General features: G+C 70.6%; 20 protein-coding genes. 16 read left to right on the forward strand and 4 right to left on the reverse strand.

Features of this window, described 5'->3' with window-relative positions:
• Positions 1-138 precede the first annotated feature (138 nt).
• From OHT21_RS37060 to OHT21_RS37115, 12 genes are all read left to right on the forward strand, one after another.
• Positions 139-2,220 carry a tetratricopeptide repeat protein gene (locus OHT21_RS37060; RefSeq protein WP_328772634.1) on the forward strand — a complete coding sequence of 694 codons (2,082 nt, stop codon included), beginning with the start codon at positions 139-141 and terminating at the stop codon, positions 2,218-2,220.
• A 148-nt stretch (positions 2,221-2,368) separates the two neighbouring features.
• Positions 2,369-3,493, forward strand: a complete 1,125-nt coding sequence (ald, locus tag OHT21_RS37065; RefSeq protein ID WP_328772635.1) for an alanine dehydrogenase — start codon at positions 2,369-2,371, stop codon at positions 3,491-3,493.
• A 401-nt stretch (positions 3,494-3,894) separates the two neighbouring features.
• Positions 3,895-5,022, forward strand: a complete 1,128-nt coding sequence (locus OHT21_RS37070; RefSeq protein WP_328772636.1) for a ParA family protein — start codon at positions 3,895-3,897, stop codon at positions 5,020-5,022.
• Positions 5,007-5,618: a hypothetical protein gene (locus tag OHT21_RS37075; RefSeq protein WP_328772637.1), complete on the forward strand. Its 612-nt coding sequence runs from the start codon at positions 5,007-5,009 to the stop codon at positions 5,616-5,618. The genes OHT21_RS37070 and OHT21_RS37075 overlap by 16 nt, the downstream gene beginning before the upstream one ends.
• 19 nt (positions 5,619-5,637) lie before the next feature.
• Complete coding sequence (locus OHT21_RS37080) at positions 5,638-6,873, forward strand: segregation and condensation protein A (protein WP_328772638.1); 1,236 nt, start codon at positions 5,638-5,640, stop codon at positions 6,871-6,873.
• Entirely contained in the window at positions 6,870-7,520 is a 651-nt protein-coding gene (scpB, locus tag OHT21_RS37085; protein ID WP_165340188.1) for an SMC-Scp complex subunit ScpB, read from the forward strand. Before OHT21_RS37080 ends, scpB begins: the two co-directional genes overlap by 4 nt.
• The gene (locus tag OHT21_RS37090; protein ID WP_328772639.1) at positions 7,520-8,590 is read left to right on the forward strand and encodes a pseudouridine synthase; all 1,071 of its coding nucleotides are present in this window, start codon (positions 7,520-7,522) and stop codon (positions 8,588-8,590) included. Before scpB ends, OHT21_RS37090 begins: the two co-directional genes overlap by 1 nt.
• Positions 8,591-8,700: 110 nt before the next feature.
• Positions 8,701-9,660: a sigma-70 family RNA polymerase sigma factor gene (locus OHT21_RS37095; RefSeq protein ID WP_328772640.1), complete on the forward strand. Its 960-nt coding sequence runs from the start codon at positions 8,701-8,703 to the stop codon at positions 9,658-9,660.
• Entirely contained in the window at positions 9,657-10,241 is a 585-nt protein-coding gene (locus OHT21_RS37100) for a TIGR03086 family metal-binding protein (RefSeq protein WP_328772641.1), read from the forward strand. The genes OHT21_RS37095 and OHT21_RS37100 overlap by 4 nt, the downstream gene beginning before the upstream one ends.
• A gap of 26 nt (positions 10,242-10,267) precedes the next feature.
• Entirely contained in the window at positions 10,268-11,710 is a 1,443-nt protein-coding gene (locus tag OHT21_RS37105) for an MFS transporter (protein WP_328772642.1), read from the forward strand.
• A 93-nt stretch (positions 11,711-11,803) separates the two neighbouring features.
• Positions 11,804-12,547 (forward strand): NUDIX hydrolase, encoded by a 744-nt coding sequence (locus OHT21_RS37110; RefSeq protein ID WP_328772643.1) that lies wholly within the window; start codon positions 11,804-11,806, stop codon positions 12,545-12,547.
• Positions 12,544-13,563, forward strand: a complete 1,020-nt coding sequence (locus OHT21_RS37115) for an ADP-ribosylglycohydrolase family protein (protein ID WP_328772644.1) — start codon at positions 12,544-12,546, stop codon at positions 13,561-13,563. The genes OHT21_RS37110 and OHT21_RS37115 overlap by 4 nt, the downstream gene beginning before the upstream one ends.
• 393 nt (positions 13,564-13,956) lie before the next feature.
• Here the strand turns inward: OHT21_RS37115 and OHT21_RS37120 are convergent, their stop codons facing one another.
• Genes OHT21_RS37120 through OHT21_RS37135 form a run of 4 tightly spaced genes read right to left on the reverse strand, consistent with a single transcriptional unit; the run spans position 13,957 to position 16,415 of the window.
• Positions 13,957-14,643: a nucleotidyltransferase domain-containing protein gene (locus tag OHT21_RS37120; RefSeq protein ID WP_328772645.1), complete on the reverse strand. Its 687-nt coding sequence runs from the start codon at positions 14,641-14,643 to the stop codon at positions 13,957-13,959.
• Positions 14,644-14,665: 22 nt separating this feature from the next.
• Positions 14,666-15,124 (reverse strand): Rieske (2Fe-2S) protein, encoded by a 459-nt coding sequence (locus tag OHT21_RS37125; RefSeq protein ID WP_328772646.1) that lies wholly within the window; start codon positions 15,122-15,124, stop codon positions 14,666-14,668.
• Positions 15,121-15,702, reverse strand: coding sequence for a DUF6529 family protein (locus OHT21_RS37130; RefSeq protein WP_328772647.1), 582 nt, complete (start codon positions 15,700-15,702; stop codon positions 15,121-15,123). The genes OHT21_RS37125 and OHT21_RS37130 overlap by 4 nt, the downstream gene beginning before the upstream one ends.
• A gap of 53 nt (positions 15,703-15,755) precedes the next feature.
• Positions 15,756-16,415, reverse strand: a complete 660-nt coding sequence (locus OHT21_RS37135; RefSeq protein ID WP_328772648.1) for a hypothetical protein — start codon at positions 16,413-16,415, stop codon at positions 15,756-15,758.
• 259 nt (positions 16,416-16,674) lie between these two features.
• Here OHT21_RS37135 and aroH point away from each other — a divergent pair, with 259 nt between their 5' ends.
• The 4 genes from aroH to OHT21_RS37155 all read left to right on the forward strand — a co-directional run bounded on the left by aroH (position 16,675) and on the right by OHT21_RS37155 (position 19,766).
• Positions 16,675-17,037 (forward strand): chorismate mutase, encoded by a 363-nt coding sequence (gene aroH / locus OHT21_RS37140; protein ID WP_033324028.1) that lies wholly within the window; start codon positions 16,675-16,677, stop codon positions 17,035-17,037.
• Positions 17,034-18,119, forward strand: a complete 1,086-nt coding sequence (locus OHT21_RS37145) for a prephenate dehydrogenase (protein ID WP_328772649.1) — start codon at positions 17,034-17,036, stop codon at positions 18,117-18,119. The genes aroH and OHT21_RS37145 overlap by 4 nt, the downstream gene beginning before the upstream one ends.
• 277 nt (positions 18,120-18,396) lie before the next feature.
• Positions 18,397-19,092, forward strand: a complete 696-nt coding sequence (gene cmk, locus OHT21_RS37150) for a (d)CMP kinase (protein WP_328772650.1) — start codon at positions 18,397-18,399, stop codon at positions 19,090-19,092.
• Positions 19,089-19,766 (forward strand): lysophospholipid acyltransferase family protein, encoded by a 678-nt coding sequence (locus OHT21_RS37155; RefSeq protein ID WP_443050515.1) that lies wholly within the window; start codon positions 19,089-19,091, stop codon positions 19,764-19,766. Before cmk ends, OHT21_RS37155 begins: the two co-directional genes overlap by 4 nt.
• The last annotated feature ends 24 nt before the right edge of the window (positions 19,767-19,790 follow it).

Below are 19,790 nucleotides of genomic sequence, written 5' to 3' on the forward strand. Positions count from 1 at the left end.
TGACGATCGCCTGATCCGATCGGGGGACGTGCCCGCCGTGCTCCCACGGGATCGTCGCAGAGCGTGAACTAGGCTCTACAAATGCCCCGTCCGGAGTCCCGGCGGGCTTGCGCGTGCGGTGGGACGGGAGTGTGGCCCGTGACGGATCAGGCGGTGGACACCGAGGGTACGAAGCTGTCGGCCAAGAAGCAGCGCCCAGCTGACACCGCTGCTCCCACGGAGGGTCAGTTCCTCGGCCGCACAAGAGAGTTGAAGGAACTCAGGGCCGACATCGAGCGTGCGGGCCTGGACACCATCGCGGGCCGGAAAGCGCCACGCGCGCGCGTGCTGCTCATCGCGGGCAAGCCCGGCTTCGGCCGCACCGCGCTCGCCGAAGAACTCGTACGGCTGGTCGCGGACAGTTATCCTGACGGCACGCTACGAGCCCGCCTCACCGAACCCGACGGCACGCCCGTACCCACCGAGCGCACCGCCCGCGAACTGCTCGCCGCCCTCGAGCTGACCGCCCCGCCCGGAGCCCCCGAGGACGACCTCGTCGAGGCGCTGCGCGAGGCCCTCGCCAGCCGCCGGGCCCTGCTCCTGCTCGACGACGCGGCGGACGCGGAACAGGTCGACGCGCTCCTTCCCGACACCCCGGAATGCCTGGTCGTCGCCGTCTCCGATGGCCCCCTGACCGGGATCTCCGACGTCCGCCCCTGCACCCTCGGCGGCCTGGACACCAAGTCCGCCGTCGAACTCCTCGGCCGCTACACCGGCTCCGTACGCATCACCGTCGATCCGCGCGCCGCCGAAGGACTCGTCGAGATCTGCGCGGCCCAGCCCGCCGCGCTCGTACTCGCTGGCGGCTGGCTGGCCCGCCGGCCCAAGGCGGCCGTCGCCGACCTCGCCAAGCAGTTGCGCACGGAGGGTGACGAAGGCCCGGCACTCGAGCGCGTCTTCCACCTCGTGTACGCCGAACTGCCCCCGGCCCGCGCACAGATGCTCCGCCTGCTCTCGCTCGCCCCCGCGGGCCTCGCCGACCCGCACACCGCCTCCGCGCTCGCCGGCTGCTCGGTGGACGCCGCCGAGTCCACCCTCGACGACTTCACCGGGCTCGGTCTCCTGCGGCGCGTCGAGTCACCGCTGCCGCAGTACGAGGTGCCCGGCTGTCTGCTGCCGCTGCTGCGCTCGCTCACCGAGAGCGAGGACCGGCCGGCCGAGCTGCAACTGGCCCGCGCCCGAATGCTGGAGCGGACCGTACGGCTGCTGGCCTCCTGCCGCGCGATCACCGAGACCGACAGCTCGCCCGCCCGCGAGAAGCTCGCCGGGATGCCCAGCGCCCTGCGCTTCAAGAACCCCCGCGCGGCTGCCGACTGGCTGCGCATCCGGCAGCCCGCGCTGCTGGCCTCGGCCCGGCTCGCGGTCGCCGACGGGGAGCTGGACACCCTCGCTCGCCGACTGATGGCCGCGCTGGTGCGGGCGATGGTCGCGCACTTCGGTACGCGGGCGGCGGCGCCCGAGCTGTACGGCATCCACCAGCTCGTCCTGGATGTCGCCGAGCGGCGCAAGCTGCCCCGCGAGAAGGCCGCCGCACTGCTGAACCTCGCCGACCTGGACGCCCGGAACGGCCGTACCACCCATGCGCTCGCCCGCTATCGCGCCGCTCTCGACGCCGGACGGGAGGCGAACGACCCGTATGCGACCGGCCGCGCGATGGAATCCGTAGGCGGCGCGCATCAGGAGCTGGGGGACTACGACCGGGCCGCCGACTGGTACGGGCGGGCCCTCGCGCAACGGCTCGCGCGCGACGAGCGCGTGGACGCGGCCAGGCTGCACGGCCGTATCGCCACCGCGCACACCTACGCGGGCCGCTACGACGAGGCGCTGCGCAGCTGGCGCTCGGCCGTCACCGGCCATCGCAGGAACGGTGATGTGGCGGGCGTGGCCAGGGCGTTGAGCGAATTGGCACGGGTGCAGGAATACGCCGGCCGGACCGAGGAATCGCTGCGCACCTGCCAGGAGGCGATCGAGTGGGCGCGCCGCGCCGAGGACGTACGGCTGCGGGCCGCTCTGCAGCTCCGGCTCGCCGACACGCTGGACCGGCTCGGCGACCCCGTGGCGGCCCGGCTGCACCGTGGCACGGCCGAGCGCATGCTGGGAAACGAGCTCCCGGAGGACCTGTCCACCAGGGAACACGACGCTAACGCCTACGAAATCCGTAGTACATCCGCAGAAGATTGAAGCATTGAAAGGCTAGACACGGGGAATCCCTTCATTAGACTGGCTCCACCGCGTACCTGCGTGGTGTCTCCCGGTGTGCTCCCGTGCATCCGGGTATGTCAGGCATCGTCCGGGCAGGCGTTAACCACAACCCCCTGAGCCAAGGACCGTGATCGACGTGAAGGTCGGCATCCCCCGCGAGGTCAAGAACAACGAGTTCCGGGTGGCCATCACCCCCGCCGGAGTGCATGAGCTGGTGCGCCACGGCCACCAGATCGTCATCGAGCGGGGCGCCGGTGTCGGCTCCTCGATCACGGACGACGAGTTCGTCGCCGCCGGCGCGCGGATCCTCGACACCGCGGACGAGGTGTGGGCCTCCGCCGACCTGCTGCTGAAGGTCAAGGAGCCGATCGCCGAGGAGTACCACCGCCTCCGCAAGGACCAGATCCTCTTCACCTACCTGCACCTGGCCGCGTCCAAGGAGTGCACGGACGCGCTCCTGGAGTCCGGCACCACGGCCATCGCGTACGAAACCGTCGAACTGCCCAGCCGCGCGCTGCCGCTGCTCGCCCCGATGTCCGAGGTCGCGGGTCGGCTCGCCCCGCAGGTCGGCGCCTACCACCTGATGGCCCCGAACGGCGGCCGCGGAGTGCTGCCCGGCGGCGTCCCGGGCGTGCTGGCCGGCCGGGCCGTCGTCATCGGCGGCGGCGTCTCCGGCTGGAACGCCGCACAGATCGCCATCGGCATGGGCTTCCACGTGACCCTGCTCGACAAGGACATCAACAAGCTCAAGGAAGCCGACAAGATCTTCGGCACGAAGATCCAGACCGTCGTCTCCAACGCCTTCGAACTCGAGAAGGCCTGCCTGGAGGCCGACCTCGTCATCGGCGCCGTGCTCATCCCGGGCGCCAAGGCACCGAAGCTGGTCACCAACGAACTCGTCTCCCGGATGAAGCCGGGAAGTGTTCTTGTCGACATCGCGATTGATCAAGGCGGTTGCTTCGAGGACTCGCGACCGACGACCCACGCCGAGCCGACCTTCCCGGTCCACAACTCGGTCTTCTACTGCGTCGCCAACATGCCCGGAGCGGTCCCCAACACCTCCACGTACGCACTCACCAACGCCACGCTCCCGTACATCGTGGAGCTCGCGAACCGCGGCTGGGTCGAGGCGCTGCGCCGCGATCCCGCGCTGGCCAAGGGCCTCAACACCCATGACGGCAAGGTCATTTACCGCGAGGTCGCCGAGGCGCACGGACTGGAGCACCGAGAGCTGGAGACCCTGCTGGGCTGACCCGCCGGCACTCATCTCTCCGCCGGCAAAAGGCGATACGTCAACACGAGTCGTCAACGGCATACATCCGGCCGGACCTTGGGGAACCAGGTCCGGCCGCTGTGTGTCGAGACCCTTTGCGAGACTCGCTCAACTCGCCTCGAACGTAACCCTTCGACCGTTTCGCACACCCGCGAAACCTGCCGTGCGACGGCCTTACGCCCTTGACAGAGGGGTGTTCCGTTGCCGACACATCGGGCCGGGTCCGGCGGATTGTGTTGCTGCGGACCGGTGACACGCCATAGAGTCGCCAACCGTCGGCATGGTGCCACGCTGACCTATCTAGAAGTTTCCTGGTCACCAAGGAGGTAAGACGACTTGTGAATGAGTCGACATTTACTCCCGGGGGTGGTCAACCAGGAATGCCTGCGCAGGGCTCGAGGCCCACGGGGCTCGAGGCTGTCGGCTCCGTAGCTGTGCGCACCTTCGCAGCCCACCAGAGTCCACACCGGACTCAGACAGTCCACCAGAGCATGGATGGCCATCACGTGAACGCCATGGCCGGCAACGGAAGTGGCGAGAACCGCACCCACTTCGCCGACTACGACGACCTGCCCGAAGGGCACTTCTACGACCCCGACGCCGAGTACGAGCCCGATCCGGAGTACGCGGCCACGCTCGCGCCCGACGCGGCACGCCAGCGTCGCGAGCGCATCGGCCCGACCGGGCGCCCGCTGCCGTACTTCCCGATCCCGGGCCCGCTCACCGATCACGGCCCCGCGAAGATCATCGCGATGTGCAACCAGAAGGGCGGCGTCGGCAAGACGACGTCGACCATCAACCTGGGGGCCGCGCTCGCGGAGTACGGACGGAGAGTCCTGCTGGTCGACTTCGACCCGCAGGGCGCGCTGTCGGTCGGCCTCGGTGTCAACCCGATGGAGCTCGACCTCACCGTCTACAACCTGCTCATGGAGCGGGGCATGGCGGCCGACGAGGTCCTCCTGAAGACCGCGGTCCCGAACATGGACCTGCTGCCCAGCAACATCGACCTGTCGGCCGCCGAGGTTCAGCTCGTCTCCGAGGTCGCGCGCGAGTCCACACTGCAGCGGGCACTCAAGCCGCTGATGGCCGACTACGACTTCATCGTGATCGACTGCCAGCCCTCGCTCGGCCTGCTCACCGTGAACGCCCTCACGGCCGCCCACAAGGTGATCGTGCCGCTGGAGTGCGAGTTCTTCGCGCTGCGTGGTGTCGCGCTGCTCACCGAGACCATCGAGAAGGTCCAGGAGCGGCTCAACCCCGAGCTGGAGCTCGACGGGATCCTCGCCACGATGTACGACTCGCGCACGGTGCACAGCCGTGAGGTGCTCGCGCGCGTGGTCGAGGCGTTCGACGATCACGTCTACCACACGGTCATCGGGCGCACGGTCCGCTTCCCGGAGACCACGGTCGCCGGTGAACCGATCACCACATACGCCTCCAACTCCGTCGGTGCCGCCGCCTATCGCCAGCTCGCCAGGGAGGTGCTCGCCCGGTGTCACGCCGAGTGAGTCTGCCGGGGGCCGACGAACTGTTCCGTACGACAGGGGGAATGGCGCTCCAGTCCTCCAGCCCCAGGCGCCAGGCCAACGGCCAGTCCAACGGTGAGGCCGCCCGGGTGCCGGCTCCTGCGGGCGAGGGTGATTCGGCTGCCTCCGGCTCGGGATCCGGTTCCGGGACCGCGGAGGATGCGCCGCAGGCGGTGCCCGCGCAAGGCGGTGACGGTGACGGGGCCGAGCATGTGGCCGCGGACTCCGAGTCCGCCGATGCCGGGGAATCCCGCACCCGTGCCGCCGGGGGCGAGCGCTCCGGGCGACGGCAGGGGGCGGCGCAGGAAGGTTCTGGCGCCGCCGCTCAGCCTCGTAAGCGCGGGCGGGCCGCTGCGCGGCGGCCCAGTGGGCGGGAGCGGCACGACGAGAAGATCACCGTGTATGTGTCCGCCGAGGAGCTCATGGATCTTGAGCATGCTCGGCTGGTGCTGCGCGGGGAGCATGGGCTTGCGGTGGATCGCGGGCGGATCGTGCGGGAGGCTGTGGCCGTTGTGCTCGCGGATCTTGAGTCCCGGGGGGACGCCAGCATTCTTGTCCGTCGGCTTCGTGGGCGGTAAGCGGTAGCCTGCGACGGCTATGACCTCGTACGACGGTTCCGTCCCCGCAGCTGGCTCCGCCGGGCGTCGGCGTGCGCTGGGGCGGGGGCCGGGGGGTTCGTCTTTGCCTCCGGGCGAGACTGAGGCTTCTGCGCCTCCCGAGGCGGAGGAGTTGCCCTCGCCTCCGGCTGAGGTTGGGCCGCCTGCGGCGGAGCCCGAACCGCCTGCGGCGGAAGCCGTTTCGCCTTCGGCGGAGAGTCCGTCTCTGGTTGAGGACAGTACTTCGGCTGCGGACCGTGGGGCGTTGTGCCCACCCTCCCCCACTCTCGACTCCGCTCGAGCGGGGGGACCCCCATCGCCCCGCGGAACTCCTGCCCACAACGCGGGCGAGCCGGCCGCTGCAGATACCGCAGCGCCTGCGGCGTCTGGCGCGCCCCGCGTAGACGCCGAGCCGGACGACGGGACCTTCAAAGTTCGGCTTGCGAACTTTGAAGGGCCGTTTGATCTGTTGCTTCAGTTGATCTCGAAGCACAAGCTTGATGTGACCGAGGTGGCGCTTTCCAAGGTCACTGATGAGTTCATGGCTCATATCCGGGCGATGGGGCCTGACTGGGATCTTGATGAGACGACTGAGTTTCTGGTCGTTGCCGCCACTCTGCTTGATCTGAAGGCCGCTCGGCTGTTGCCGTCGGCCGAGGTGGAGGACGAGGCGGATCTGGCGTTGCTCGAGGCGCGGGATCTGTTGTTCGCGCGGCTGTTGCAGTACCGCGCGTACAAACAGATCGCCGAGATCTTCAGCGGGCGGCTCGAGGAGGAGGCCCGGCGGTATCCCCGTACCGTCGGACTGGAGCCGCATCACGCCGAGTTGTTGCCCGAGGTCGTCATCAGCATCGGGGCGGAGGGGTTCGCGAAGCTCGCTGTGAAGGCGATGCAGCCCAAGCCCAAGCCGCAGGTGTACGTCGACCACATCCACGCCCCGCTGGTGAGTGTGCAGGAGCAGGCCGGGATTGTCGTAGCGCGGCTGAGGGAGCTGGGGGAGGCCTCGTTCCGGGCGCTCGTGGAGGACACGGACGACACGCTGACCGTGGTGGCGCGGTTCCTGGCCCTGCTGGAGCTGTATCGCGAGAAGGCCGTCACGCTCGACCAGGAGGAGGCGCTGGGGGAGCTGCTGGTGCGCTGGACGGGCGGGGACAGCGACGAGGAGCCCAGGGTGACGGACGAGTTCGACAGGCCCCCGGAGCCGGTCCAGGACGAAGCCAAGGAGGAGAAGGCGTGAGCGAGAACACCACCGAGGTCCCGGCGGGGCTGCGTACCGTCGCGGATCTCGACCTCGGGCCCGCCCTGGAGGCCGTACTCATGGTCGTGGACGAACCCGCGACCGAGGAGCACCTCGCGAAGATCCTCGAGCGGCCCCGGCGGCAGATCGCGGACGCGCTGCGGGCGCTGGCCGACGAGTACACCGTCCAGGGGCGGGGCTTTGAGCTGCGGCTCGTCGCCGGGGGCTGGCGGTTCTACACCCGGCCCGAGTACGCGGCGGCCGTCGAACGGTTCGTACTCGACGGGCAGCAGGCGCGGCTCACGCAGGCCGCTCTGGAGACGCTGGCGGTCGTGGCGTACCGGCAGCCGGTGAGCCGTTCCCGCGTCTCGGCCGTACGAGGAGTGAACTGCGACGGTGTGATGCGCACCCTCCTGCAGCGCGGACTGATAGAGGAGGCGGGCGCGGAACCCGAAACAGGTGCGATCCTGTACAGGACGACGAACTACTTCCTGGAGCGGATGGGCCTGCGCGGCCTGGACGAGCTTCCGGAGCTCGCGCCCTTCCTCCCGGAGGCGGAGGCGATCGAGGCCGAGACGCAGGAAGGCGTACCGTCGTTCGATCCGGATGCACCGGACCCCGATGACGACACGACGACGGAAATTTGATGCGAAGCAGCGGCAGCGGCAAGAGCGGTGGCGGGCGCGGTAACTCCCGCGGCGCCGGCAACAACAGGGATCAGAAGCAGGGGCAGGGCCGCCCCCGCAAGCCCCGCCCCGAGGAGCGCCGCTACGACGTGGGCCCCGACGCCAGCAAGGAGGGCCCCAAGTCGGGGCGCGGCGCCTCTGCGCGGGGCGGCGCCAAGGGTGCTCCGAAGAAGGGGCAGCCGGGCGGGCGCGGTCGTACGGCTCCGGCGCGGCCCCGTGAGTACGAGACGCAGATCGAGGAGCGCAACCGGGAGCGGTACGCGGGCAAGAAGGACGTCAAGCTCCCGAAGACCTTCCCGGGCGCCGAGCAGGAGGGCGAGCGGCTGCAGAAGGTGCTCGCGCGCGCGGGATACGGCTCGCGGCGCGCCTGTGAGGAGCTGATCGAGCAGGCCCGCGTCGAGGTCAACGGCGAGATCGTGCTCGAGCAGGGGCTGCGCGTCGACCCGGAGAAGGACGAGATCAAGGTCGACGGGCTGACGGTCGCCACACAGGCGTACCAGTTCTTCGCGCTGAACAAGCCCGCCGGTGTCGTCTCGACGATGGAGGACCCGGAGGGGCGCCAGTGCCTCGGGGACTACGTCACCAACCGTGAGACGCGGCTCTTCCACGTGGGGCGGCTCGACACCGAGACCGAGGGCATCATCCTGCTCACCAACCACGGCGAACTGTCCAACCGGCTGACCCACCCCAAGTACGGCGTCAAGAAGACCTACCTCGCGCACATCGTGGGCCCGATTCCGCGCGACCTGGGCAAGCAGCTCAAGGACGGCATCCAGTTGGAGGACGGGTACGCGCGCGCGGACCACTTCCGCGTCGTCCAGCAGACCGGCAAGAACTACCTCGTAGAGGTCACGCTCCACGAGGGCCGCAAGCACATCGTGCGGCGCATGCTCGCCGAGGCGGGCTTCCCGGTCGACAAGCTCGTGCGCGTCGCCTTCGGGCCGATCACGCTCGGCGACCAGAAGTCGGGCTGGCTGCGCCGGCTGTCCAACACGGAGGTCGGGATGCTGATGCAGGAGGTCAACCTCTAGGCCGCTCCCGTACTCGTCACGCTCGACGGCCGGTTCCGGAATTCGTCCGGGACCGGCCGATGCGTTTTCACCGCTCCTGGGGTCTGTACCCGTGAGGGAAGGGAGCGGCCATGCATGTGACGACGGATCGCGACGAGTTCGTACGGCTGACGGGGATGTACCGGCGCGAGCTGCTGGCGCACTGCTACCGGATGCTCGGGTCGGTCGACGACGCCGAGGACCTGGTGCAGGAGACGTATCTGCGGGCCTGGCGGTCGTACGACGGATACGAGGGCCGTGCGTCCTTGCGGACCTGGCTCTACCGGATCGCCACGAATACGTGTCTGACGGCGCTGGAGGGACGCGAGCGCCGTCCCCTGCCAACCGGGCTCGGCGGGCCGTCAGACGCGCCCGAGGAGCCGCCGAGGACCCCTCCGATGGACGTCCCGTGGCTCCAGCCGGTGCCCGACACGCTCGTCGACCCGGCGGCCGTCGTCGCGGCGCGCGGCAGTCTGCGGCTCGCACTCGTCGCGGCGCTGCAGAACCTGCCGCCGCGGCAGCGGATCGTACTGATCCTCAGGGACGTGCTGGCCTGGCGGGCGCACGAGGTGGCCGCCCTGCTCGGGACCACGACGGCGGCGGTGAAAAGCAGCCTCCAACGCGCGCGTGCCCGACTCGACGAGGTGGCGCCCGACGAGGACCTCCTGGCGGAGCCGGACAGCACGGGCGATCGCGAACTGCTCGACCGGTACGTGGCGGCCTTCGAGGACGCCGACATGGAGGCGCTGCTCGGGCTGCTCCAGGAAGGCGTCGAACTGGAGATGCCGCCCTACCTGGAGTGGTTCAGCGGGAGGAAGGACGTCATGCGGTTCCTGGAGGCGCTCGAACACGAGAAGGGGGATCTGCGGATGTTCCCGACGCGGGCGAACGGGCAGCCGGCCGTGGTGGCGTACAAGCGTGGTGCGGACGCCGTGTACCGGGCGCACTCCGTGCAGGTGCTCACCGTCGAGGACCGGGAGATCGCGCGGATCACCGTCTTCCTGGAACCGGGGCTGGCCGGGCGCTTCGGGACGCCCGAGGTGCTGTCGTGAACTCCGGGGAGCTGCTTGAGCGTTCGCTCGCGTACACGTTGGGGAGCGTCGCCCTCGTACCCCGTGAGGGTCTGGGGCGGGCCACGCCGTGCGCGCGGTGGAACCTTGGGGACTTGCTCGGCCATCTCGACGATGCGCTCGACGCACTGCACGAGGGGCTGACGGGCGGGCGGATCGGTCTCTTCCCGGGGCCGGCGGGCCGTACGGATCCCGCGTGCGACTTCCGGCGGCGTGCCTGCGCGCTGCTCGGCGCCTGGGTGGCTCTGCCCGGGGAGGGGCGCTCGGTGAGCGTGGGGGACCGGCCGCTCGACGTACGCGTGATGGCCGCCACCGGTGCCGTAGAGATCGCCGTGCACGGCTGGGACGTGGCGCAGGCCTGCGGTCGTCCGCGGCCGATACCGTCCGCGCTCGCGGCCGAGCTGCTGTCCGTCGCGCGGTGCGTGGTCGTGGACGAGGACCGGGGAGTGCGCTTCGCCGAGCCGGTCGGCGTGCTGCCCCGGGCCGGTGCCTCCGACCGGCTCGTCGCGTTCCTCGGGCGCGATTCCTTTTCGGGGCGGGGCTGGTCTGCCTTCCGTGAGTGACTCTCACGGAAGGGCTTTCATCCCTCATGTCTCACATCGACTCTGACATCGACATCACGGAAACTCTGCTTGCCCCCGCCCGCAAGGCGCCACCGTCCACCGCACCTCCACGGCGCGTCTGGACGGTGGTCCTTGCGGGACTGGGGGCGCTCCTGTGCGCGCTGGACGTGGTGGTCGTCGCCACCGCACTGCCCGCACTGCAGGCCGACTTCGGCGCGAGCCTGTCCCAGCTTGAGTGGACGATCAACGCGTACAACCTCGTCTTCGCCTGCCTGACCCTCACCGGCGCGGCGCTCGGCGACCGGTTCGGGCGGCGGCGGATGTACGTCACCGGGCTCGCCCTCTTCACACTGGCCTCCGCATGGGCCGCGCTCGCCGGTGGCGCCGGTGAACTCATTGCCGCACGCGCCGTCCAGGGCGCCGGAGCGGCCGTACTGCTGCCTCTCACGCTGACCCTGATCAGCGAGGCGTTCCCGGCCGAGAAGCGGGGCGTGGCGATCGGTCTGTGGGGTGGGGTGAGCGGGCTCGGGGTGGCCGCCGGGCCGGTGCTTGGCGGGGCTGTTACGGATGGTCTGTCCTGGCAGTGGATCTTCTGGCTGAACGTGCCCCTGGGCCTTGTGATGCTTCCGCTCGCCGCGATGAAGCTGCGCGAGAGCTACGGTCCGCGGCCTCAACTCGACATCGTGGGGCTGGTGCTGGCGGCCGTGGGCCTGACCGGGCTTGCCTGGGCGCCGGTGCGGGCGCCGGAGGCCGGCTGGGGGAGTGCCGAGGTGCTGGGCGCCCTGGCTGTCGGGGCCGTGTTCGTGGCGGCCTTCCTCGGGTGGGAGAAGTCGGGGGCGCGGTACCCGATGCTGCCGCTCGCGCACTTCCGGCGGCGCGGGTTCTCCACCGCCAACGGCGCGGTCTTCCTGATGTTCATGTCGCTGCTCGGCGCGCTGTTCATGATCTCGCAGCTGTTCCAGGTCGGCCTGGGCAACTCCCCCTTGGAGGCAGGCCTGCGGATCCTGGTGTGGACCGGTACGCCACTGCTCGTCGCGCCGGTCGCGGGCGCGCTCGCGGACCGCTTCGGGAACCGGCCCTTCATGCTGACGGGCCTCGTCCTCCAAGCGGTGGGGCTCGGGCTGATGGCCTGGCAGGTGGAGCCCGGGGTCGGCTACGACCGCCTGGTCGTGCCGCTGATCATCGCCGGAGTCGGCATCTCCATGGTCTTCCCCACCGTCGCGAACGCCGTGAGCTCGTCGGTGCCGCCCGCTGAGGTGGGCGTCGCGTCGGGCGTCAACAACGCGCTGCGGGAGCTGGGCGGGGTCTTCGGAGTGGCTGTGGCCGCGGCCGTGTTCGTCCAGTTCGGGGGCTACGACTCGGCGGAGAGCTTCATCGAGGGGTGCGCGCCTGCGCTGTGGGTTTCGGCGGGGGTGTCGGCCGCGGGGGCGGTGGTGGCGTCGCTTTCGCCGTCCAAGCACGGGAGTTGACGTCCACGGACAGGGACCGAGACGGGGGTTGAGGGGTTGCCGCGACCCGCCCACCGCTTTATAGTCTGTGTGACTATTAAGGGGGTGGGCGGCGTGGCGCCAACAGCGGGGACCGCACCCGAGGGCTACGACAAGTACGCCTTCGAGCCCTTCGCTGTCACCGTCGACCTCGCGGTGTTCACGATCCGGGCGGGCGTACTCCAGGTGCTGCTGATCGAGCGCGGGCAGGAGCCGTACGCGGGCCGCTGGGCCCTGCCCGGCGGTTTCGTCCTGCCCGACGAGTCCGCGGAGACGGCCGCCCGGCGTGAACTCGCCGAGGAGACCGGCCTGTCGGACGTCACCGGACTGCATCTGGAGCAGCTGCGGACGTACAGCGAACCGGACCGTGATCCCCGGATGCGGGTCGTCTCCGTCGCGTACACCGCGCTGCTGCCCGACGCTCCGGAGCCACACGGCGGCTCGGACGCGGCCCACGCCCAGTGGCTGCCGTACGACGGGCTCGGGCCGCTCGCCTTCGACCACGACCGGATCCTCGCCGACGCCCACGAACGGGTCGGCGCCAAGCTCGAGTACACCTGTCTCGCCACGGCCTTCTGCCCGCCCGAGTTCACGCTCGGGGAACTCCAGCAGGTCTACGAGACGGTGTGGGGGACGGCCCTGGACCGGCCCAACTTCCGGCGCAAGGTCCTCGCCACGGCCGGCTTTGTCGAACCGGTGCCTGGTGCGGCGCGGCTGACCGGGGGGCGGGGTAAGCCGGCGGCGGTGTACCGGGCGGGTACGGCCACCACCCTCTACCCACCTCTGCTCCGACCGTCCCGGGAAGGACGCCCCGTATGACCACCACCGTGAGGAAGCAAGCCGCCACCGGAGCGCTCAACGGACTCGCGCTCGGGGACGCGCTCGGCTACCCGACCGAGTTCCGTGACGTGCCGTCGATCCTCGCCAAGTACGGGCCGTGGCGGGAGATGGAGCTGCCGACGCCGGCGCTCGTCACCGACGACACCCAGATGACACTGGCCTTGGGGCGAGGGCTGCGGGCGGTGATGGACCGCGGGGTTCTCGAACCCGAGACGATGGCCGAGGTCGTACGCCAGGAGTTCATCGCCTGGAACCGCTCTCCGGAGAACAACCGCGCCCCGGGCAACACCTGCCTCACGGCTTGCGATCTGCTGGAGCGCCCGGACCGTCCCTGGCAGGACGCCAGCCAGATCCACTCCAAGGGCTGCGGCGCCAACATGCGCGTCGCGCCCATCGGGCTGATCCCCGGTCTGAGCGACGAACAACGCGCCGGGGCAGCCCAGTTGCAGGCCGCGCTCACCCACGGCCATCCCACGGCGCTGGCCGCGTCCGACCTCACCGCGCATGCCGTACGCCTCCTCGCGCAGGGCACCGAACCGACCGGCCTCGTTGGACTGCTGCGCTCGTACGCGTACGAGAACCGCGCCCGCTATCACGATCACTGGCTCGGCGACCTGTGGACTCGCAGCCAGGATCCGACGCCGACGCACTTCATCGCGCGGGGCTGGGACGAGTGCCTGGAGATCCTGGACCGGCTGCAGGAGGCCGTGCGCTCGCCCTCGCCGGAGACGGACCCGTGCCTGGCCACCGGCGAGGGCTGGATCGCTGAGGAAGCCCTCGCTACCGGCCTGCTCTGCTTCCTCCTCTTCCTCGACGAACCGCTCACGGCCCTGCGCCGGGCGGCCTGTACCTCGGGCGACTCCGACTCGATCGCCTGCCTGGCGGGGGCGTTTGCCGGGGCGTACGTCGGCGCGGACGCATGGCCTGCGGAGTGGGCCGACCGGATCGAGTACCGGGGGGACCTCATGGCGCTGGGGGCCCTCTGGGACTCCTGAGCCGCCGCCGCTTGCCTCCGGCGGTTGTGCGCGGCGCCTACCGGGAAGGTGGGTTCGGTGCATGGGCGACTGCGGGTCCGTCTTGGCTGGTCGCGCAGTTTTCCCCAGTCCCGCCCCTTCCCGGCTGTATCAATTTGCGGCTCCGCCGTGTGGGGGGCTGCGCCCCCAGGCCCCCCTGCCTCCGGCGGGGTGGGTGGGCGCCTACGGCGGGTGGGTGGGGCCTACTGGGGTGGGGGTGACATGCTGTGTCGCGGCTGCGGCTGCGGGTGCGTTGTGGCTGGTCGCGCCCCGCGGCGGAGCCGCAAATGTCACAGCCCCGCGCCCCTTACGGGGCGCTCCCGGAACGTCAGCCGGCAACGAACCCAACCGCCCAACCGCCGGGGGCAACCCGCCTCACCGCCGGATGCAACCGGCGCGGCGGACCCGGACCAGGAAGTCCTCGACCCGGGCCCGGTCCGGCTCGGCCGGGAGCGGACTGCGGGCCGCCGCCTCGTCCGCTTCAGCCGCAAGGCGGGTCATGCGAACCTCGACGACCGGCCACGGAACCTCGCCGCGTTTCACCGCGAGCAGAGGTTCCCGCTGGTCGCCGACGTCGACGACCAGCGCACCCGTGCGCAGCAGATCGCGGCAACTCGTCAGGAGCCGCAGCAAGTGCATGGCGTGCTTCCAGCGCGGCGCGCCATGCGTGCGGACGTCGGCTTCCAGCTTCTTGCGCTGGCCCAGCGCGTATCGCGCAAAGGTCTCGTGCGCCTGGCGGGAGAGGAACGCCTCGCGCAGGGCGAGGAGTTCGCGGCCCGTGTCGTCCGCGTGCGTGACGAGCGGCGAGTGCAGGCACTCCAGGATGTTCGGGTTGGAACGCAGAGCCAGTGCGCAGAAGCGCTCCAGCTCCCAGCTGAACTGCTCGTCCGCGGGACCGTCGACATGCGTCGGCGGCTTCTCGAAGCGCCAGAAGAGCGGGGTGGGGGCCAGGAACACGCCCCTCATGTCGGTGTCACTCGTATCCGTGGCCAGACCGAAGGCACGGGAGCCCATGACGCAGGAGTAGATCGTGTGATCGCGTACCAGGTCCTCGGGGCTCATGCGGACGAGCGTATGGGCCGGATCACGCCAGGCGAATCGAATTTCCGGTGACCGTGATCTTCTCCTCGGGGAGCGGTCTCGTTGCGGGGCCGTCGGCCACCGAGGCGTCGGCGACGCGGAACTTGCTGCCGTGGCAGGTGCAGTTGATGGTGCCGTCCGAGACGCTGGCGACCGTGCAGCGCTGGTGGGTGCAGATGGCCGAGAATGCCTTGAACTCGCCCTGTTCGGGCTGGGTGACGACGACCTGCTCGTCCTTGAAGATCTTGCCGCCGCCGACCGGGATCTCGGCAGTCTTGGCCAGTTCCTCGCCGGCCGGGGCCTCACCGGGGGACTCGCCCGACGTCGGCTCCTCCTGAGCAGGCGACTCCGCCTCGCCGCCCCCGCCGTTCTCGTTGCCGTACTCGCTGCACCCCGCGAGCAGGGCAGCCGCGCCGGCCGCGCCCGCCGCGAGCACCGTGCGACGCGTCGCGCTGATCGTCATGTCGTCACTCCGAACGTGCGGAAGAACCAGAGAGCCGAGGTCAGCCAGACCACCGTGAGCGCGGCGAAGACGAACCCGCCCACGATGGGCAGCAGCCAACCGGGCAGTCGCTCCGAGCGAAGGAGCAGCATCTTGGCGCTGAAGGCACCGAAGAAGAAGCAGCCCAGGAGCGAATGCCACAATACGCGTGGTTCATATGTTTGGTAGCCCAAAGCGTACAAACAGTGCACGGCTACCGGTACCGCGGCCAGGAACGCGACCCGCCCCGACCAGCGGTGCAGCACCCCTGCCCAGCTGGGCCCCGGCACCTTTCCGTACACCATGAGCGCCGAGACGAACTGCACCACCGCGAACCCCATCGCCCCCGTGGCCAGCCAGGACTTGACGGCCCCCGTGCTGCTGAATCCGGCCAGGTTGAAGGCCGTGCCCGCCGGATCGTGCACCTTGCCGTACGCGCCGAGGGCGAGGGCGACCGCCCCGGCGACCAGGGCCGGGACGAGGTAACGGGAGGCCTGTGGACGGCCGGCCGGTTCGGGTGAGGGGAAGTCCTGAGTGGCGGCGTTCGGGTCGACGGTCATGGTCGGCTCCCTGCGGTCAGGGCTGAACGGAGGACTACCGGCTGCCCGGAGGACTACGGCTGCACGGGACGCGCGGTGAGCTGCTGTCCGTCGATCGTCACGGCGCCGGTCTCCGGGTCGATACGGGGCGCGGCCGACGGCGTGCCGTCGCGCTTGACGATGCCTACCTGCTGACCGTCCGGCAGCACGATCCAGCCGCCGTCGATCTCGGCGCCGCGTACGGACTCGGTGGCCCGGTACAGCCCCGAGGGCTTGAGCGCCTTGTCGGCGGTGAACCCGTACTCCTGCTGCCCCATGTCCACCGTGCCGCTGATCCGGCCGCCCTTCAGCTCGCCGTTCAGCACGCCGCCCTGCTGGCTGGTCAGGCGCATGCTGCCGTCGGACTTGACGTCGCCCTTCAGCCAGGACTCCTGGTCCCGGCCGTCGCAGAAGTACGCGATCGCCTTGCCGTCGCGCAGCGAGACGGCGACCGCGGAGGAGTCGTCGTCCGTACGGCCCGCGTAGTCGGCGTTGCCGGGAGCGCTCGGCGACGGGCTCGGTGGCGCGGTCGTCTTCGTCGGCTCGGGTTCCGGGCTGGGCGAGACCTTCGTGGCGGGTGGCTCGCCTCCGCCCGACGCGGTGGGGCTCGTCCCTGTCGTCGCGTTGAGCGACAGCATCACCAGGGCCAGCAGGAGTCCCCCGAGTAGCGTGAACAGTGGTCCGGAGCGCTTCATTTTGCCTCCCCCGAGGCGTCGCGGACAGCGGTTTCCATGCAAGCGGACGCGACGGGTGGCGTCCATAGGCGGACCCAGACGGTTTCACTCCGAGTGGCGGGAACGAACGGTTCCGTAACAATGGCAAGGGCTTGAGCCGGGCCCGTGACAAGGGGATCGTCTCTCGTCTCGGCAGGCGGGCGCCGCGCACCCGTGCACCACGGGCTGACTACGCTGGATGGGCACAGAGCCGATACGTACATCAGCGAGGAGCGACACCGTGGCGGTACGAGCGGTCCGCGGCGCCGTCCAACTGGAGCGGGACGAAGCCGGGCACATGGACGAGCAGGTCAGTGAGCTGCTCACCGCCATCCTGGAGCGGAACTCGCTGACCACCGAGGACCTCATCAGCATCTGGTTCACGGCGACGCCCGACCTGCACAGCGACTTTCCGGCAGCCGCCGCGCGCAAGCTCGGCATCGTCGACGTACCGCTGATCTGCGCTCAGGAGCTGGACATCGAGGGCGCGATGCCCAGGGTCGTACGCGTCCTCGCGCACATCGAGTCCGATCTGCCGCGCTCCGACATCGCGCACGTCTACCTCGGCGCCGCGGCCGCACTCCGCAAGGACATCGCCCAGTGAGGACCGCACTCGTCATCGGTACGGGGCTCATCGGCACGTCGGCGGCGCTGGCCCTGGTGGGGCGTGGCGTCGTCGTGCACCTCGCCGACCACGACCCGGAGCAGGCCCGTACGGCCGCCGCGCTCGGCGCCGGCACGGACGAGGAGCCCGCGGGCCCCGTCGACCTGGCGATCGTCGCGGCGCCGCCCGCACACGTGGCCACGACGCTCGCCGACGCGATGCGGCGCGGGCTCGCGCGCGGCTACCTGGACGTGGCCAGCGTCAAGGGTGGGCCGCGCCGTGAGCTGGAGGCGCTGGGGCTCGACCTCTCCGCGTACATCGGTTCGCATCCCATGTCGGGCCGTGAGAAGTCGGGCCCGCTGGCCGCGACCGGGGACCTCTTCGAGGGACGGCCCTGGGTGCTGACGCCGACCCGGGACACCGACACCGAAGTGCTCAACCTCGCCCTGGAGTTGGTGTCGCACTGCCGTGCCGTACCGGTCGTGATGGACGCCGACGCCCACGACCGCGCGGTGGCGCTGGTCTCCCACATGCCCCACCTGGTGTCCAGCATGGTCGCCGCGCGTCTGGAGAACGCCGAGGAGGCGGCCGTACGTCTCTGCGGCCAGGGCATCCGTGACGTGACCCGGATCGCGGCCTCCGAGCCCCGGATGTGGATCGACATCCTGTCCGCGAACCCGGGCCCGGTCGCCGACCTCCTCGCGGACGTCTCCGCAGACCTGGACGAAACGGTGCAGGCCCTGCGCGCCCTCCAGTCCTCCGACGAGGCCAAGCGCCGCGAGGGCGCCTCCGGCATCGAGGACGTCCTGCGCCGCGGCAACGCCGGCCAGGTCCGCGTCCCCGGCAAACACGGCGCCGCCCCCACGGTGTACGAGAGCGTCGTCGTCCTCATCAACGACCAGCCGGGCCAACTGGCCCGCATCTTCGCGGACGCGGGCGCCGCGGGCGTCAACATCGAGGACGTACGAATCGAGCACGCCACGGGTCAGCAGGCGGGCCTGGTGGAGTTGATGGTGAAGCCGACGGTGGCACCGGTGCTGACGGCGGCGTTGCGGGAGCGGGGCTGGGCGATCCGGCAGTAGCGGCCGGGGGCGCCCCTGTGTCCGGGTGTCGCCGAGTCGGCGGTCGGAGGCTGCCGCAGCCGTCCCGGAGCCCGGGAGGCGCCCTGGCGCCGGGCGGTGCGAGGGCGGCGTCGAGGATTGGTCGGCTGCGTTGCGGGAGCGAGGGTGGGCGATCCGGCAGTAGGCATGGGTCGGCCGGAGGCCAGTAATACCGGGCTCGGGGAGACAGTAACCTTGTGCGGGGCGCGATCGTGCCCCTGCCAGCCCACCACCCCGTACCAGGAAGGTGCCCGCACCCGTGGAAACCAGCGCCGCCCGGACCGCTCCGGCAGTGATCGTCGCCATTGACGGCCCCTCCGGCACGGGCAAGTCGAGCACCTCGAAGGCCGTCGCGGCCCAGCTCGGTCTGAGCTACCTCGACACCGGCGCCCAGTACCGGGCGATCACCTGGTGGATGGTGAACAACGGCATAGACGTCAGCGACCCCACCGCGATCGCCGCCGTGGCCGCGAAGCCCGAGATCGTGTCCGGTACGGACCCCTCGGCGCCGACCATCACGGTGGACGGCACGGACGTCTCGAGCCCGATCCGCACTCAGGAGGTCACCTCCAAGGTCAGCGCGGTCAGCGCCGTGCCCGAGGTGCGCGCGCGGATCACCGAACTGCAGCGCTCGGTCGCCGCGTCAGCCGAGGGCGGCATCGTCGTCGAGGGCCGGGACATCGGGACCACCGTCCTGCCCGACGCCGACGTGAAGATCTTCCTCACCGCGTCCCCGGAGGCCCGCGCCGCCCGCCGCAGCGGTGAGCTGAAGGGCGCCGACCTGCACACGACCCGCGAGGCCCTGCTCAAGCGGGACGCGGCCGACTCCAGCCGTAAGACCTCGCCGCTCGCCAAGGCGGACGACGCGGTCGAGGTGGACACCTCCGACCTCACGCTCCAGCAGGTCATCGAGTGCGTCGTCACCCTCGTCGAGGAGAAGCGGGCAGCGAAGTGACCGAGCCACCTTCGGCACGCGGTGCCGAGGTCGGGCGGCGCATCGGCGTCGGCCTGATGTACGGGCTGTGGAAGCCGCGCGTCCTGGGCGCCTGGAAGGTCCCCGCGACCGGCCCGGTGATCCTCGCCGCCAACCACTCCCACAACATCGACGGTCCGATGGTCATCGGTGTGGCGCCCCGACCGTCGCACTTCCTGGTCAAGAAGGAGGCGTTCGTCGGCCCGCTCGGCCCCTTCATGCACGCCGTCGGCCAGCTGAAGGTGGACCGCTCGATCGCCGACCGTACGGCCATCACCCAGGCCCTCGGCGTCCTGGAGAACGGCGGAGTCCTCGGCATCTTCCCCGAGGGCAGCCGCGGTGAGGGCGACTTCGCCGCGCTGCGCGCTGGGCTCGCCTACTTCGCCGTACGCAGCGGAGCGCCGGTCGTTCCGGTCGCCGTCCTGGGAAGTACGGAGCGGCGCGGACGGTTGATAAAGGCGCTGCCTCCGCTGCGCAGCCGGGTCGACGTCGTCTTCGGCGACCCTTTTGAAGCGGGCGACGGCAGCGGGCGGCGTACGCGCAAGGCGCTCGACGAGGCGACCGGGCGCATCCAGAAGCAGCTCGCCGCCCACCTGGAAGACGCCAGGCGCCTCACCGGCCGCCTGGAAAACGCCCGGCGTCCCAGCACGCACTAGGCGACACTTGAGTAGTGGATCACC

Source organism: Streptomyces sp. NBC_00286, assembly GCF_036173125.1.
Lineage (GTDB): Bacteria > Actinomycetota > Actinomycetes > Streptomycetales > Streptomycetaceae > Streptomyces.

What these genes read in the sequence shown, in the direction of transcription:
- OHT21_RS37095 (WP_328772640.1), top strand. Translation starts at nt 8,701, where the DNA reads ATGCATGTGACGACGGATCGCGACGAGTTCGTACGGCTGACGGGGATG.
- OHT21_RS37130 (WP_328772647.1), bottom strand. Translation starts at nt 15,702, where the DNA reads ATGACCGTCGACCCGAACGCCGCCACTCAGGACTTCCCCTCACCCGAA.
- OHT21_RS37090 (WP_328772639.1), top strand. Translation starts at nt 7,520, where the DNA reads ATGCGAAGCAGCGGCAGCGGCAAGAGCGGTGGCGGGCGCGGTAACTCC.
- OHT21_RS37115 (WP_328772644.1), top strand. Translation starts at nt 12,544, where the DNA reads ATGACCACCACCGTGAGGAAGCAAGCCGCCACCGGAGCGCTCAACGGA.
- OHT21_RS37080 (WP_328772638.1), top strand. Translation starts at nt 5,638, where the DNA reads ATGACCTCGTACGACGGTTCCGTCCCCGCAGCTGGCTCCGCCGGGCGT.
- OHT21_RS37120 (WP_328772645.1), bottom strand. Translation starts at nt 14,643, where the DNA reads ATGAGCCCCGAGGACCTGGTACGCGATCACACGATCTACTCCTGCGTC.
- OHT21_RS37135 (WP_328772648.1), bottom strand. Translation starts at nt 16,415, where the DNA reads ATGAAGCGCTCCGGACCACTGTTCACGCTACTCGGGGGACTCCTGCTG.
- OHT21_RS37125 (WP_328772646.1), bottom strand. Translation starts at nt 15,124, where the DNA reads ATGACGATCAGCGCGACGCGTCGCACGGTGCTCGCGGCGGGCGCGGCC.
- OHT21_RS37105 (WP_328772642.1), top strand. Translation starts at nt 10,268, where the DNA reads ATGTCTCACATCGACTCTGACATCGACATCACGGAAACTCTGCTTGCC.
- OHT21_RS37070 (WP_328772636.1), top strand. Translation starts at nt 3,895, where the DNA reads ATGCCTGCGCAGGGCTCGAGGCCCACGGGGCTCGAGGCTGTCGGCTCC.